We start from the raw sequence: 12,929 nt of genomic DNA, 5'->3' as shown, positions 1-12,929 counted from the left end.
ATGCTACTCCCAAACGAACACTTGATCGGCGCAGGCAAAATGTACCCCGACGCATGGAAACAGGTTGATGTATTCCGTCAGGACAAAGGCCGTGACCTGCCTGACTGGCCAGCTTGGTGCTTTATGCCGATGGCTGCCTGGTATGCAATTGTATCTGGCGGCGGTGCAAACCGGCTCGGCTTAGATATGATAGGCGATGTTGCCAAACTGGCTGCAATTGGCACCTGGCGTTATAGTCAGGGCATTTACCAATTTGATCCAGATTTTTACAACGCCATCATCGACACGGTGCCAAGCGGCGATCTGCCCTCAGAAGTGCTATACCGGCTGCCAGAGTGGAGCCTTTATATAGAAACGCCGTGCGGCAAATGGTTTGACACTGACATGCACGGTTTTTGGGTGCATTTAGAGTGGGACGCAAACACCAATCGCCACGAATTGCGCTTATTGCTGAATACTGATGGCACTCTGGCGCCAGTGCCAATACACATCGGCAAATGGACGCTGACAGAGGCTATTGATAGGGCTATATCAGAAGCCAAAGCACAATCCAGAATTGCGGGTATAGATGCAAACTTACCAGCAAATCTCCCTGAACTAATGGCTAAACAACTTTACGGCATTGTGTCGCTGGTGCTGTATGTATGCTCTGAAGAGCCGGAAATAGACGACGAACGTCAGCCAGGGACAGGCCCTCGGCGGCCAACCCCAAAACGCACTAAACAAGGTTGGCGACTTTTCCCTGCAGAAAAACCACGGATCTGGAGAGTCGGGCATGAGACAGGAAAAAACTTGCGCCAGCCTGATATTTACGAATCAGACGGCAGAACTGTACGTCCTCACCTGCGCAGAGCGCACTGGCACGGTTACTGGACGGGCCCACGCGAAGGTGATCGCAAATTTAAATACAAATGGCTACCGCCAATGCTGATTGTCTCGAAAAATAGTTAAATTAATTCGAAAACCAACTTGCATTATATATCCATTGGATATATATTTGGTCACATCAGCGGTGCGCTGATACTGACCCAGCAGAACTGGTAATATCACGAATAGATAGGTGATGAAAATGAACGAAGAAAAAAAAGGATTAATGGCAATTGTAGAAAACAGCTCTGGTACTACAACAATAAAAGATTGGGCAACTGCAGCTAAAAAATTAGCTGATGTTATCCACAGCGTTGATGAATCAGAAAAAATTCGCCTGATGAGATTTGAGTTGTCCCACAAAAGCATGGCAATAATTCAAATGTGGAAAGATGGCCTGAATGAAAATACTCCATACAAAGCTATTGAAAAAATATTGCATTCAGACTGGATGCTTAGACATTCCATGGAAAAGAACGAAAACAAAGCAATATTCACATTTAATTTATTTGATTTTAGCTGATAGGCTAAAAAAGCCCCTTACGGTTTTTTTAACGAGGCATATATGGAAAAAGTAACACCAGATCAGGTGAAAAAAGCCAGAGAAACAGCTGGGCACACCCAAACCCAGGCTGCTGCAGTAATCTACAAGAAACTTCTCGCATGGCAGCGCTATGAGTCTGGTGGTCGTGAAATGGATCAGGCTTTTTACGAACTTTATCTGATTAAAACAGGGCAATCAGTATAGTGACAAAACAGCAGCCTGAGCCTGCCAAAGTTTGGGCCATTCTGTTTTTAATAGCTTGGCCTTCTTTATATAAAACCGATTAATTATTTGACGCTCATGTACCTCAAGTTGTTCAACCACTTTGTCTATCTGCCCTACCCACTCCGGTACAAAGATGCTTTCGGCATGGTGGCTAAATAAATGCTTATCTGAACTAACCCAAATGCCAGTTCGCATAACCTCACAGCAGCGTTCTGTAACTGATGTATTTGCATAGCCTTGCAAAGCCTCCTTACCTGCCCAGAAACAACCCCAGCTTTGCAACAACCTATCCAGCTCTTTTATGTTCATCAATGGCCTCCTGAGCAATTACTATCGCGTCTATTAATTCTATTTTGAATACGCACTCACAAAACGCCATCACTATACCAAACGCGGGTTCGGCCTTTTCAGCTTCCCACCGCTGATACGTCCGCAATGGAAAATCCATGATCGCTGCAACCTGTTCCTGAGTAAAACCAATCTTCTTTCTGTTGGTTTTCAGAATAAATCCGCCATGCAATTTCCAGTACGGATCATTGCTATGCATCGCGCTTACCCCTCGCCTGATACCAGCGATAAAACAGAATGCTGGCCACTATGCCGAGTGAGCCGCCCCAACCACTAACGAACAGGGCAAGATCAGCGTCTGTCGTGTTAGCTGATATCCGGGCGAACAAAAACTGGCACCAGGTGATACCCCAACTGATAGTAAAGGCCTGTGCAATTTTCTGATCACGAACGAACTGGCTGCTTAAACCCAACAGGAACACATTGCCAAAGCTGGCTATAAATAGCAGGGCCAACTGCTGAAAATCATTTGCCAGTAAAAATGCCACTGATCCCTCCTTTCGGCTGACCATACAGCGCTATCATGGCCGCATCACGATTGTCAGCGTTGCTTTTTCCATTCCAGCCCGTTAGCCGGTTAAAGGCTTCTGCTTTATACTTCTTGCCACTTCTGGCGCCTTGCAGTGGCAAAACCATTTCGACGGTAAAACCAGCTGCAGCCAGTTCCTGCACCAACACCTCGGCCGCATACTTAACTGCACCAATGTTCTGGGCAATCTTCATCATCTGATTCCGGCTTTGCCCTGGACGCTGGATCACTGGTTTAAAAGCGTTAATATCTTCCAGCTTAATTCTCAATTGGTACTGGCCAGATAGGTCGTTCAGAAGCTCTATCAGCGACTTATTGCCCAGCGTGTAAAGCTGCTGAATGATGCCGTCTTTTACTAAAGCAACACCGTGCTTTTTGGTGTCGGGATCAATGCCAACGATTAACATTTGGTCCACCCAGAAAAGTCAAAACTCCCCCTTTCCCTCTTTTCTTCAGGATCACTTTCAGTAGGCAGAGCAAAACGGATCATTTCATCGAGATTAGTCGTAGCTTCTTGCATTTTCTCGAAGTAATACTTCTCTATAGCAGAGTGGTCAAAAACGAGTCTGTGATGCCTGGCTCTATCCATCCATCTGTGGTGATCGGATATCCGAGCGACAGTTGTCAAAATCTTGATACCGCGACGAGCAGCTAATTGCTGAACTCGCTTCGCCTCGGCTGCATTATCAAAAACGACAAAATCACCGGACTTCAGCGAGTCGAGCATTTCAGCAGTGCGGCCTGTACGCCGAGATCTAGCAAAGAATATTTCAGCCAGCGAACCCAGAGCGGCATGAACAGTGTGATGGTACATAAAGACCCCTTTTGCAATTTAATAATGTTCAGGTATTACAATTCTTAATTACGCTGCAAGCCTTGCTGCATATCGCATTAAGCTGCCTTGCTCTGAGCGCCAGTGCCTGTACTTGGCCTACATGAAAACAGCCAGTTGTGATACACATTCAGCGCTGCCAACTTCACATCAATAGCTCCGGCTTTAATGTACACAGCATCTAAACCCTTTGGTTTGTGGTTCAATAAGCGTTCGCCAACCCAGTAATCGATACCCAATTCTGCCCAGCTGCTTCTGGCAAATTTACGTAAATCGTGAGCACTCCAGTTGCCCTTACCTGCTTGCCTTACCCACTTCTGTCCCTGACCTGCTGTGAGTGGATAGCCTTTATGCTCAAACAGGTTTCCTGAACGGCTGCCAAAGTGCTGCTGATACTCTGTCAGCAACTCAAACACTGCATCAGTAATTGGCAGCACGTGGCTATCTTCGGTTTTGGTTAACTCAGCAGGAATGACTATGCGGCGTTCCTTAAGTTGAATATGCGACCACTGCAGGTTTCTGGTTTCACCAATACGAGTCCCAAACATGATCATAAACAGCAAGAACATGCGTAACGGGTTCGGCTGATTAAACAGCTGCTCCATCACCTGATCTCTATCAGACACATGTAGCTTTGCCTCTTTTGGCTTGATGCGTTTTGTCACATGCTCGCCAAATACAATGCCTAACATCGGGTTTCTAGTTATATATCCAAGATCCGCAGCACGTTTAAAGGCCGGCTTTAACGTGTAGAACATATGCTTAATCGTCGACGCTTTTAACGCTTCAGCCTGCAGTGGTAAAAACAACTTTTCATCAATCAGCTTTTTATCCAGATCACACAATCTGATGCTGCCAAGCTTCGGGATCAGATGGCAGTCCATGTGGCTTTTAATAGCCCTCTTGCGGCTCAGCGCTTTAAACTTCTCAGCCTGGCATCTGTCGCGGTACCAGGCCAAAAGCTCCCCTACTGTGTCGAACTTATCAGCGGAAACAACTTCAGAGCGGTTAATTCGTTGAAGGGTATCTGGCACCATAGCCACTGCATCTTTCGTTTTCAGCGTGGGCCAGTAGCCAAGGCGGTGGCGTATTTTCGTGCGCTTCTCATAGCGGACTAAATACCACGTACCCTTCTGACGGCTTTTATGGAAACGAAACGCCAAAGGGTTACGCTGATCACGCAGTTCGCCCACATCAGCATCAGCTGAATGCCGAGTGATGGCTGCATCAGATATAACGACAGATAACGACTGCATTACGCCCCCTGCTTAAATAGCTTTTTATTCCGGTTTAACGCTTCAACCATGCGGCCGCGCTCTGGCTCTGGCATAGCCGCCAACTTTCGGTCTATCTCCGGCTTGGTCATAAGGTTGGTTCGCCAGTTATGAAGCCAGAGGCAAGCCACCTTGTTGACCGCCTCAACTTCAGCCAAAACCGGATCTGCCGCCAAATTAACAAATGTCATACAGACACGTTTTGGCCGCGACCAGCAGAGTGATTAATCCCTGTTCTGTGTGATGGCCAGTTAAAATTCACTACAAAGCAACTTTGAAAAATACGGTCGTAAATCCGAGCCTGCAGCACGTCGTGTAGATCAGCTGTATTCAGGTTAGAGATCAAAATGGTGCGGCCTAAGTTGGTGATCCGTTTGTCGAGGAGCAAGTTCAGGGCGCCTTCTGCAAAGGCACTTTTTGAACCTAAATCCACTTCATCCAAAACCAACAGGTCTAGCTGGGTAAACTCTTCAAGGATCTGCTCCTCGGTTTGTTTGGCATTTTTGTTCATAGTTGCACGAAGCTTTGCCTGGTATTCGGCAACGCTAATCACAGCTGCCGATAAACCACGGGCAATAATTTCTTTACATACGGCTGATGCTAAATGGTTTTTTCCAGTGCCGGTTTCACCACAAAAAACCATATGACGCACACCGTCACGTCTATGGAAGTCCTGCAAGTACGCATTGCATGAGAAAACAGCCTGCTGCTGCTCTGGCAGCTTTACTTCAAAATTAACTAAGCTGCATTGCTGGTGAAGTGGACGAATACCATCACGCTTCAGCAGGTTTTCAATACGTTGCTGGCGTTGCTTCGCCATAACCACTTCAGTGGCCGCAGCCTGTTCCTTACGCTGAAATTCCAGATATTGATCCGGGGAAAAAGCAGGTTTTAAACCACGTTCTTTCATGATCTGCTGCACTTTAGCGCTGATTGTTGCGGTGTATTGCTGTGAATTACGCATGACTGATCAACTCCCCTTTTTCGTTAAACTGAGGAACGCAATTCTGTTGGATGTGCTTATTCCAATCCTCCGCAGTTCTAACCATCCCATCTGCGCCAATGGTTTTTGGGTGTGGCTTCTGCTGCATTGATTTCTTGAGGTCGTTCCGGATATCGACCAGAGTTGCCCAGTGCTTCCGAACAGAACTAGGAGCCATACAGTTTTTTCGCCAAAACCTATCTGCCTGGGCAATTTTGAAAAGAGTCAGGATGTGTTCTGGCTTGCGTTCGTCAACAGTGCGCATCATGCGAACGTCGTTACATTTTTTGGCCAATGCAGCTGGCTTAGGTGGCCTGTAATCCTCACCCTGCCATCCAGCTAAAATCGACTCCATCTGGTTGACTACATCAAGGTCTTCCTGCGTACCCCAATTAGTCCCTTTCTGAATAACAGCATTTGGCTTAGTGATCGTCTCGTCGTCCGCTTGCGGCGACGAAGGTAGATCTATTTCTTTAGTTCTTTCTTTAGTTCTTTCTTTAATGCTGGAGCAATTGTTCCCATCAACTGGAGCATTTGTTCCATCTAACTGGAGCATTTGTTCCACCTGCTGGAGCAATTGTTCCCGCATCGAATTTGCGGCTTTTGCTCTTTTTTCTGACTTGCCGTCAGTCATCACCCAATCACTGATCACTGGATTAGGACCAACTAAACCCTGTTCGTCTTCCCATATCATCTTTCTGTCGATCAACGACTTCTTAGCCTTACTAATCGACTTAACGCAGTAGACAGATTTGGCTGCAAGATAGGTGTTTGTAAGTCCCCATACTTTGCGTTTAAAGCCATAGGTGTGACGAATAATCAAAAGCAACACACTTAACTCAGAGCCAGACAGATCTGTGGCGCCGGCTGCATCCATTAAGGTGTTAGAAATCATCGTGTAGCCATCTTCAATCTGAGCTACCACAGGACGCTCCTTCTGCTTGCGATATTTAGTTAAATCAGCTACATTTTGCGACATGGACATTAAAACCTCGTCGTAGTGGTTAGTGTTCTGGATAGGCCTGTTGACGCAGGCCTTTCGCTTTTCTGGCAGTTGTACCTGCCGCCGTTCTGCAGGTTGCCCCCAAATGCACACTGGAGGCGCACATGGACCGCAAACCCTATTACCTTGACCTTTACCGCCAAATGCTTGAACAAGCCCGTATCGGCTATACGCTGGCTATTTTTGGCGATCATCTTGCAGCCCAGCAGGAATACGAAAAGCACACTGGCCTTGATGCCGTGCACTACTTCCTGATGCAAAAACACCATTGGACCCGCGGTCAAATTCAGGCCATGACGCAGGCCGATATACTCTTTGCCATGTCGGAAGAATTTGACTTGTGGACTATGCCGGACGAAGCCAGGCAGGTTTTGGCAGATATGACTGAGCATCAGTTTTCACCCTCAAATGCTTCAGCGCTAAAATGAAGTATCAAAGCCCAAGCAGCAGTAACGGCTAACAATATGAGGGTGATAGTTATCACTGCGATGGCTTGTGGCTTTGTATCTGTCGGCAGCCAAGGCATGAAGCAAAACAGACAGAGCCAATAACAGCACCAGTCTGAGAATGCACTGCAGCTTTGGCAGTGCTTTTCCAATTTAGCCTGCCGTGACATGGTTCAACTCGCTCAGTGCTATTCTGAAACCAGCAGCGTTTTTATGCCCACCACCGCCGAACTTGGCTGCAATAAGCGAAACGTCCGCGCCATCCGGTTGTGATCGCAAGCTATAAACACGGTTATCAGCTGTATCGTAGTAACAAGCTGCAAATGCTTCGCCCTGGCTCATTTGGTCTCCAGCATCAGAACTGTAGAAGTACGGGGCGTTTAAAGTGGGTACGTCATGGCCAGCGATGACAGAACGGTAAGCAGCAGCGCGAATAAGCTCATTCACGTCTTTGAAGTGTTTGCGCTCAATCGCCTCACCTTCACCTATAAAGCTGTTGTACAAATATGAGTTTTCGCAAATCTCTGCAACCCGGTCCCAGTTTTCAAAGGTGTATTCAAGGCTGAATAAATTGGCCTGAAATGCGCGGGTATGTTCCATTTTGAATAACCATAAATCACGGTCTTCAACATGGCGGATCAAATCGCTTGGAACTACGTCAGGGTGGTAATGATTCCAGGCCATCATGGCGCCACTGCGATGCATATCAAAAATGGCGGTTACATTAGCCGGCAGGTCGACCAAATCACCAGCGGCACTTTTGTGGTGATCCAGTATCAGCACAGTGTTGGCTACAGCAGCTATTTGCAGTAGCACGTCACGCTTATAACTAAAGTCGACCATCACCACATCACGGCCAGCGCAATCAGGTGGCTCTTTGCCATAGGTGCCCGGGTGAAACTCAGTATCAGGGTGTTTTTTACGAACGGCCCATGCTGCGGTAAATCCATCTGCACAGTTAGCGTGGTAAATGCAAAGAAGTGGTTGTTTCATAGTTATCTGCCTGTTTGTTGTCGTAGTTTTGCCGGTTACTGCCATCCGGTGGCTAGCCCTGTTCCCAGGCTAGTCAGCTAAGCGCCCACAACTGGGTTTGGCTGTGCGAAATTGCCGAGGATCAGCGCACACGTTTACTTCTCGCCTCGGTTGAATCTGGTACACCAAGCAGGGATCGAACCTGCAACCTACGGATTAGAAATCCGTTGCTCTTTCCAATTGAGCTATTGGCGTATTCAGTTCATTGGCTTTGGTGTTTGCCCGACTCGTATCGTTCAGGGCGCTTTTGGGTCGGCACCGGCACAGGGTTACCCCATAGGTCAAATGACGAAAACACCAAACCAATAAACTGAACCCTGCTTACCATCGTACAGGGCCGCTCTATTGGCGGCGGGTGCAACGTAATTACGCTGATCAGCATCGTCATTGCCTACCAATCAACCAGCTGATGCTCCAGTATCATGGCTCCATAAACTTCATGGGCGGCTGCTCTCTTTAAGGTATTCAGCTCATTGGTTTGGTGTTTGGCCTCCTTTCAGCTGGCTGTGTGCGCGTTTCCCTCCAGTCCCACACCTGACTGTTCCCCCTGCACCCTTCAGAGGCCGGGCTTTAATCAAACACCAAACCAATAAACTGAAACTAACCAGCACTCCGCCACGCACCCGCAACGCTTATCTGGCTTATCAGCTTTCGCCGAAGTGTTTGTTATTCGCGACCCTGGGTGCCTCCCAGTGACTGGTTACATCATTACCAGTCGGGTAGTCGGCCATCTAATGACCCCCGTGCGCTTAGCCGGATTAGTGGCGAATAACGTGCTGTCTTCCCAGCTGCCAACACAAATTCACACCCGCTGTTACCCGGGTTAATACAACACGATGCAGCACCGAAGGTTTGACTGGCAGAGGCATCTGTTATCAGTCCCCCAGCACCAGCATCGGTAAGCACTCTTACAAAAGCGCTTACCGATGACGCTGATCAAAAACCTCCGTTCAGCCGATCTTGCTGCGCGTTTTCATTCCTGCAGGTTTCGTTACAAAACATCGTAGATTCCGGCACAGGCTTACCGCACCAGTTGCAGGTGCACTGCTGAATTACATCCAAAGTGAAGCTTTGGAGAGGCACTTGCAGATCAGGTGCTTGTGAATTGGAGTTCATGCTGCCTCCTCGCTTTTGGGTAGGCACTTGATGACATTCTGTGCAAAGTCATGACCAGGTGACTTTATTTTTCCGTGAGTAAACTTGAGTAAAGTGTTGTATTTGACACTCGACTGTTCAGCTAAGGCCTTTAATGCCCCCCTCTTTGACAAGAGCTTTTTTAATACTATTCGCAGATCTTCAGTTGGCATAGACAATTTTAGTCACCTTAAAGTGATTATATGCAACTTAGAATAAGATCAATGATGCCTATATGCAACCTGTAATTTTGCTTCGAGTATTGGTGGTGGTATTTTGGACGTAAAAAAACCCACAAAATCGTGGGCTTTTAGAGTTGAGATGTTCTAAGAATAGATCGCTGCTAAATTAGGATTTGAAGCTTCCCCAGTATGTCAGAATCAGTTTTCAGCACTATTGTGTATGCTGATAACCTTTTCGGCGTCCTCGAAAAATGACTCCTGGTTGAAACGAAGTTCATAAGTTGGGTCTAAAGACCGAATCTCAGCAAGCAGATCTGTAGCTTTCAAGATATCTGGCAGCATATCTGGCATTTTTTTAGACATAGCTGTTATGTATTTTTCGAAGGTGATGTTTTTGTCAGCGTTAAGCTTTATCATGCTAAATATTGAGTTGTATCTATCCGCAATCTTATTGAGTCCTTCTAAAAGTGGCTTGGTTTTTTTCGCTATTTCTAGCTCTGCTTTCATAGCTTTTGCGTCGACGAATACGCCATCTTCTAATATTGATATCTCCCGTTCACTGGTTGAATAGCTTATGTCTTCTGGATTAAATTCGGAACTCTCAATTGCCTTGGTAAAATTGATAGCCTTTTCTCTAAACTCTCTGTTTTTACTATCCCAAGTCTTATAACTATAGAGTTCGCTGATAAATGTTGGATACTTCCACTCAACCAAAACCACAGTTTTACCATCAACCTTAGTCACTTTTTTAGCATTAAAAGTAATGCGTTCTAGCAGGTACTTGTCTAACTTGTAAAACTCATCTGTTGGTTTTGGTGAGTCTTGTTCATCAACCAACTCATTAAACTCGGCGATAGTTAAAATGGCCTTTTCACTGGTTGCGAGCAGTTCATAACTTGGCTTTTCAGCAAATTTCACAGCGATTTCCTCTGGTGACTCTCGGGAGCAACTAGATAAACCAGCTATCAAAATAATTACTAATAAAAAATTCGTTACGATGCCGTTCATTACATTCCCTCGTAGCTGTTTAAACTAATATCAGTATAACCAAACACATATAGCGGTCTAGCAATTTTCTAAAAATCAAATTTCCGAATTACTTTTATGTAAATTAATCCAAAAACACCCCTAATAGGATTGTATTGCACAATACAAGCTGACTATAATCACTTTACTGATTATGGGAAAGACTAAAAAATGAGCGAACAGGCAAGGCAAGCTTTTTCAGATAATTACCAGTTCTTACTGGATCAGCGGAAACTAGACGTTAAGTCTTTGGTGAAAAAAGCGAAAGACTTAAATGAAGAGTTTGACTACAGCTATTTCAACAGGGTTTTGCAGCTTAAATCAAACCCTACAATTGAGAAAGTTGAGCAAATGGTTCGTATTGCCAGGATGCTTGAAGGTTGCAGCAATGTAGAAATGTGGATGTTTTTCATTCCAAATTATTTCAAGAATTTAAATAACTCTGAAGTATCTGCAACGCTATTATCTGAATCAGCGCTGAAAAGTTTTTTACATGACATACTTTACGGCGTTAAGCAGCTAAAAATTATCGACTTATCACCAGATCAGTACGAACAGATAATGAATTTTTCCAGCTATCTACTTAAGAAGAATAAAGGCCATACAGATCCTCTACTCGTTAAGCAGTCTAGCTAGTAGGGACAAGAATGGTCTATCTTACATTCCTGATGAGGCGGGCCACGTTCTTGTATAAACTCAACATCCTGATCTCATCCTCTTGAACTTGTATTGCAGCTCTTTCGCTTAACACTCTATTCATGTCGTCTATCCATGAGTCATAAGCAATGATCTGATTAACATCTTTTGGCATGTCCTGAATCTCACCCCAGCGCAATATAAGCAACTCGTACCTTGCATACAGATTAACAGCTGAGCCAGGTTCGCTGGCCGTTGCTTTGCTGATCTGAGTCATTCTGAAATGAACCACAACAGCAAATATGGCAATAGATATTATAAGCAACAGAAAGATGAAGTTGATATTCAAAACAGTTCCCTCGTTTTAAGTATGTTTTTAAAATATTTAGAATAAAACTCAAAAATCACAAACGGCACTACCGCGACGTAAATAGTAATAATCCCGTATTGGTAGACCACATCTAAAGATCTGTCGTGCAAAACAGCCCTTAGATAAAAGCCGAAACACTGCAAAAAAATAACAGTGACTAGAGAAACTGATAAAAACAATGCAAGCCTGGTTGGAACCATATTCCACTTCAAATGAGCATAATAAATGCAGTAGATAGAGGCAGCCGCCGCAAGCGACCAACTGCCATACCAGATCCCATAGCCAATATCAGGGTAACTTGTTGCCAAACCCATTATAGTGCCATTCAACAACTGACAACTCACATCATGCATCACCCAAATAAATAGTGATGCAGTCGATGAACCATCTATTTTCACTGCGTAAAACAACAGAAGGAAAAATGCAGTTACTGCTAACTGCATTGAATCAAGTGATAGGAAACCCTCTGGCCACATATCTTCGACCTGCTTTACTTAGGTAAATCTGGCACACCGCCAGAACCACTACCGAAAGTTTGAGCTTCAGGTTCCTTAACTGGCAAATCAGGCACACCACCAGAGCCACTACCCATAGTTTCTGAGTCAGACTCTTCATCCTGCTGTAAAAGAGCCAAAGCTTCAGCCGACAATGTCACTTTATCAGCATTGCTAACAACAGGTTCTTCTGTGCCCAAATCAGTGGTTGAGTTTAAAGCTACGGCTCCAGTTGACACTGCGCCAGTTGAGTTACTTCCGGTTTGCGAAATGTTCATAGACAACTCCAAGTTGATTATTCGCTATAACAGATTGTTGATGAACCAAATCTAACACGACTAAACACATCTTATAAGTCCCAACTTTCGATAATTTTTTTATATGTGAAAAATATGAAAGTCCACTAAAGTGGAAAACCCCGTTTAAAAACCATTTAACAACCCACCAAAATGTATATGCGCAACCTCAGAGTGCATATTGTCATTTTTTGTGTTTACAAGCAACACAAAGATGATTATAGTCATTTTACACAAGACAAAAAATGACTGAAAGGACGATAAGATGACTGCATTAGAAAAAACCACCCAAACCGAACAAGCACCAGCACCGTTTGCAACAGTGACCATGACAACACCAGCCAAAACTCTGGAGTGGAGCCCTACTTTACTGGATGGCCGCAGAGTGGATTACAAAACTGCTGTTGAAGCAGTTGAGGCTTTAGGCGAAGGCTGGCGCATGCCAACCCGCGCTGAACTGGTTTCACTGGTTGACGATACCAGCCTTGGCCCCGCCATCAATACAGATTTATTCCCTGACACCAAAAGCACCTGGTACTGGACCGGCACACCATGCAAATGGGACGAAGATTCAGGCGAAGAGTCTGCCCGCTGGGTGGTCCTTTTCGGCCACGGCGGTGTCGACGGCAACGACATCGGCGACGAGGCCTGTGTGCGGGCCGTTCGCGGCGGTCAGTAGTTCTTTGCCTTTTTGCTTTTAACAATCAAG

The 12,929-nt window shown here is 45.5% G+C and carries 20 protein-coding genes and 1 tRNA gene; 6 read left to right on the top strand and 15 right to left on the bottom strand.

The window, feature by feature from the left end; genetic code table 11:
• The 3 genes from J2W69_RS03305 (at window position 1) to J2W69_RS03295 (ending at window position 1,615) form a co-directional block, all read left to right on the top strand.
• Window positions 1-951 (top strand): AcrVA2 family anti-CRISPR protein, encoded by a 951-nt coding sequence (locus J2W69_RS03305; RefSeq protein WP_310274539.1) that lies wholly within the window; start codon window positions 1-3, stop codon window positions 949-951.
• 118 nt (window positions 952-1,069) lie between these two features.
• Window positions 1,070-1,390 (top strand): hypothetical protein, encoded by a 321-nt coding sequence (locus tag J2W69_RS03300; RefSeq protein WP_310274537.1) that lies wholly within the window; start codon window positions 1,070-1,072, stop codon window positions 1,388-1,390.
• Window positions 1,391-1,432: 42 nt separating this feature from the next.
• A complete protein-coding gene (locus tag J2W69_RS03295) occupies window positions 1,433-1,615 on the top strand; it encodes a hypothetical protein (RefSeq protein WP_310274535.1) in 183 nt (60 codons plus the stop codon).
• Here J2W69_RS03295 and J2W69_RS03290 read toward each other — a convergent pair.
• The 9 genes from J2W69_RS03290 to J2W69_RS03250 all read right to left on the bottom strand — a co-directional run bounded on the left by J2W69_RS03290 (window position 1,607) and on the right by J2W69_RS03250 (window position 6,580).
• Complete coding sequence (locus J2W69_RS03290; protein WP_310274533.1) at window positions 1,607-1,945, bottom strand: hypothetical protein; 339 nt, start codon at window positions 1,943-1,945, stop codon at window positions 1,607-1,609. The two genes, J2W69_RS03295 and J2W69_RS03290, sit on opposite strands and share 9 nt — an antisense overlap.
• Entirely contained in the window at window positions 1,923-2,183 is a 261-nt protein-coding gene (locus J2W69_RS03285; RefSeq protein WP_310274531.1) for a helix-turn-helix domain-containing protein, read from the bottom strand. Before J2W69_RS03285 ends, J2W69_RS03290 begins: the two co-directional genes overlap by 23 nt.
• Window positions 2,176-2,472: a hypothetical protein gene (locus J2W69_RS03280; protein WP_310274530.1), complete on the bottom strand. Its 297-nt coding sequence runs from the start codon at window positions 2,470-2,472 to the stop codon at window positions 2,176-2,178. The genes J2W69_RS03285 and J2W69_RS03280 overlap by 8 nt, the downstream gene beginning before the upstream one ends.
• Window positions 2,450-2,920, bottom strand: coding sequence for a hypothetical protein (locus J2W69_RS03275; RefSeq protein WP_310274527.1), 471 nt, complete (start codon window positions 2,918-2,920; stop codon window positions 2,450-2,452). The genes J2W69_RS03280 and J2W69_RS03275 overlap by 23 nt, the downstream gene beginning before the upstream one ends.
• Window positions 2,914-3,327, bottom strand: a complete 414-nt coding sequence (locus tag J2W69_RS03270) for a hypothetical protein (protein ID WP_310274525.1) — start codon at window positions 3,325-3,327, stop codon at window positions 2,914-2,916. The genes J2W69_RS03275 and J2W69_RS03270 overlap by 7 nt, the downstream gene beginning before the upstream one ends.
• Window positions 3,328-3,404: 77 nt before the next feature.
• Entirely contained in the window at window positions 3,405-4,601 is a 1,197-nt protein-coding gene (locus J2W69_RS03265; protein ID WP_310274524.1) for a tyrosine-type recombinase/integrase, read from the bottom strand.
• Window positions 4,601-4,810 carry a hypothetical protein gene (locus tag J2W69_RS03260; RefSeq protein ID WP_310274522.1) on the bottom strand — a complete coding sequence of 70 codons (210 nt, stop codon included), beginning with the start codon at window positions 4,808-4,810 and terminating at the stop codon, window positions 4,601-4,603. Before J2W69_RS03260 ends, J2W69_RS03265 begins: the two co-directional genes overlap by 1 nt.
• Window positions 4,807-5,583, bottom strand: coding sequence for an ATP-binding protein (locus J2W69_RS03255; RefSeq protein WP_310274520.1), 777 nt, complete (start codon window positions 5,581-5,583; stop codon window positions 4,807-4,809). Before J2W69_RS03255 ends, J2W69_RS03260 begins: the two co-directional genes overlap by 4 nt.
• On the bottom strand, window positions 5,576-6,580 hold the full coding sequence (locus J2W69_RS03250; RefSeq protein WP_310274517.1) for a replication protein: 1,005 nt from the start codon (window positions 6,578-6,580) through the stop codon (window positions 5,576-5,578). The genes J2W69_RS03255 and J2W69_RS03250 overlap by 8 nt, the downstream gene beginning before the upstream one ends.
• 128 nt (window positions 6,581-6,708) lie before the next feature.
• Between J2W69_RS03250 and J2W69_RS03245 the strand changes: the two genes are divergently transcribed.
• On the top strand, window positions 6,709-7,032 hold the full coding sequence (locus tag J2W69_RS03245; protein WP_310274515.1) for a hypothetical protein: 324 nt from the start codon (window positions 6,709-6,711) through the stop codon (window positions 7,030-7,032).
• Between the two features lie 171 nt (window positions 7,033-7,203).
• Here J2W69_RS03245 and J2W69_RS03240 read toward each other — a convergent pair whose 3' ends face one another.
• The 3 genes from J2W69_RS03240 to J2W69_RS03230 form a co-directional block, all read right to left on the bottom strand.
• Window positions 7,204-8,043, bottom strand: coding sequence for a hypothetical protein (locus tag J2W69_RS03240; protein WP_310274513.1), 840 nt, complete (start codon window positions 8,041-8,043; stop codon window positions 7,204-7,206).
• Between the two features lie 157 nt (window positions 8,044-8,200).
• Window positions 8,201-8,277 (bottom strand) — tRNA-Arg (locus tag J2W69_RS03235).
• Window positions 8,278-9,596: 1,319 nt separating this feature from the next.
• Window positions 9,597-10,406: a hypothetical protein gene (locus J2W69_RS03230; RefSeq protein ID WP_310274511.1), complete on the bottom strand. Its 810-nt coding sequence runs from the start codon at window positions 10,404-10,406 to the stop codon at window positions 9,597-9,599.
• 189 nt (window positions 10,407-10,595) lie between these two features.
• On the opposite strand from J2W69_RS03230, the gene J2W69_RS03225 reads away from it, so the two are divergent.
• Entirely contained in the window at window positions 10,596-11,060 is a 465-nt protein-coding gene (locus J2W69_RS03225; RefSeq protein ID WP_310274509.1) for a hypothetical protein, read from the top strand.
• A 16-nt stretch (window positions 11,061-11,076) separates the two neighbouring features.
• On the opposite strand, the gene J2W69_RS03220 is transcribed toward J2W69_RS03225, so the two are convergent.
• The 3 genes from J2W69_RS03220 to J2W69_RS03210 are packed head-to-tail and all read right to left on the bottom strand — an operon-like array spanning window position 11,077 to window position 12,202.
• On the bottom strand, window positions 11,077-11,409 hold the full coding sequence (locus tag J2W69_RS03220) for a hypothetical protein (RefSeq protein WP_310274507.1): 333 nt from the start codon (window positions 11,407-11,409) through the stop codon (window positions 11,077-11,079).
• Complete coding sequence (locus J2W69_RS03215) at window positions 11,406-11,906, bottom strand: hypothetical protein (RefSeq protein WP_310274505.1); 501 nt, start codon at window positions 11,904-11,906, stop codon at window positions 11,406-11,408. Before J2W69_RS03215 ends, J2W69_RS03220 begins: the two co-directional genes overlap by 4 nt.
• 14 nt (window positions 11,907-11,920) lie before the next feature.
• Complete coding sequence (locus tag J2W69_RS03210) at window positions 11,921-12,202, bottom strand: hypothetical protein (RefSeq protein ID WP_310274503.1); 282 nt, start codon at window positions 12,200-12,202, stop codon at window positions 11,921-11,923.
• 283 nt (window positions 12,203-12,485) lie between these two features.
• Here J2W69_RS03210 and J2W69_RS03205 point away from each other — a divergent pair, with 283 nt between their 5' ends.
• Window positions 12,486-12,899, top strand: a complete 414-nt coding sequence (locus J2W69_RS03205) for an Lcl C-terminal domain-containing protein (RefSeq protein ID WP_310274502.1) — start codon at window positions 12,486-12,488, stop codon at window positions 12,897-12,899.
• Window positions 12,900-12,929 lie beyond the last annotated feature (30 nt).

The sequence above is a fragment of the Rheinheimera soli genome (assembly GCF_031457405.1).
GTDB classification, from domain to species: Bacteria; Pseudomonadota; Gammaproteobacteria; order Enterobacterales; family Alteromonadaceae; genus Pararheinheimera; species Pararheinheimera soli_A.
This window is presented reverse-complemented; position numbering and strand designations above follow the sequence as displayed.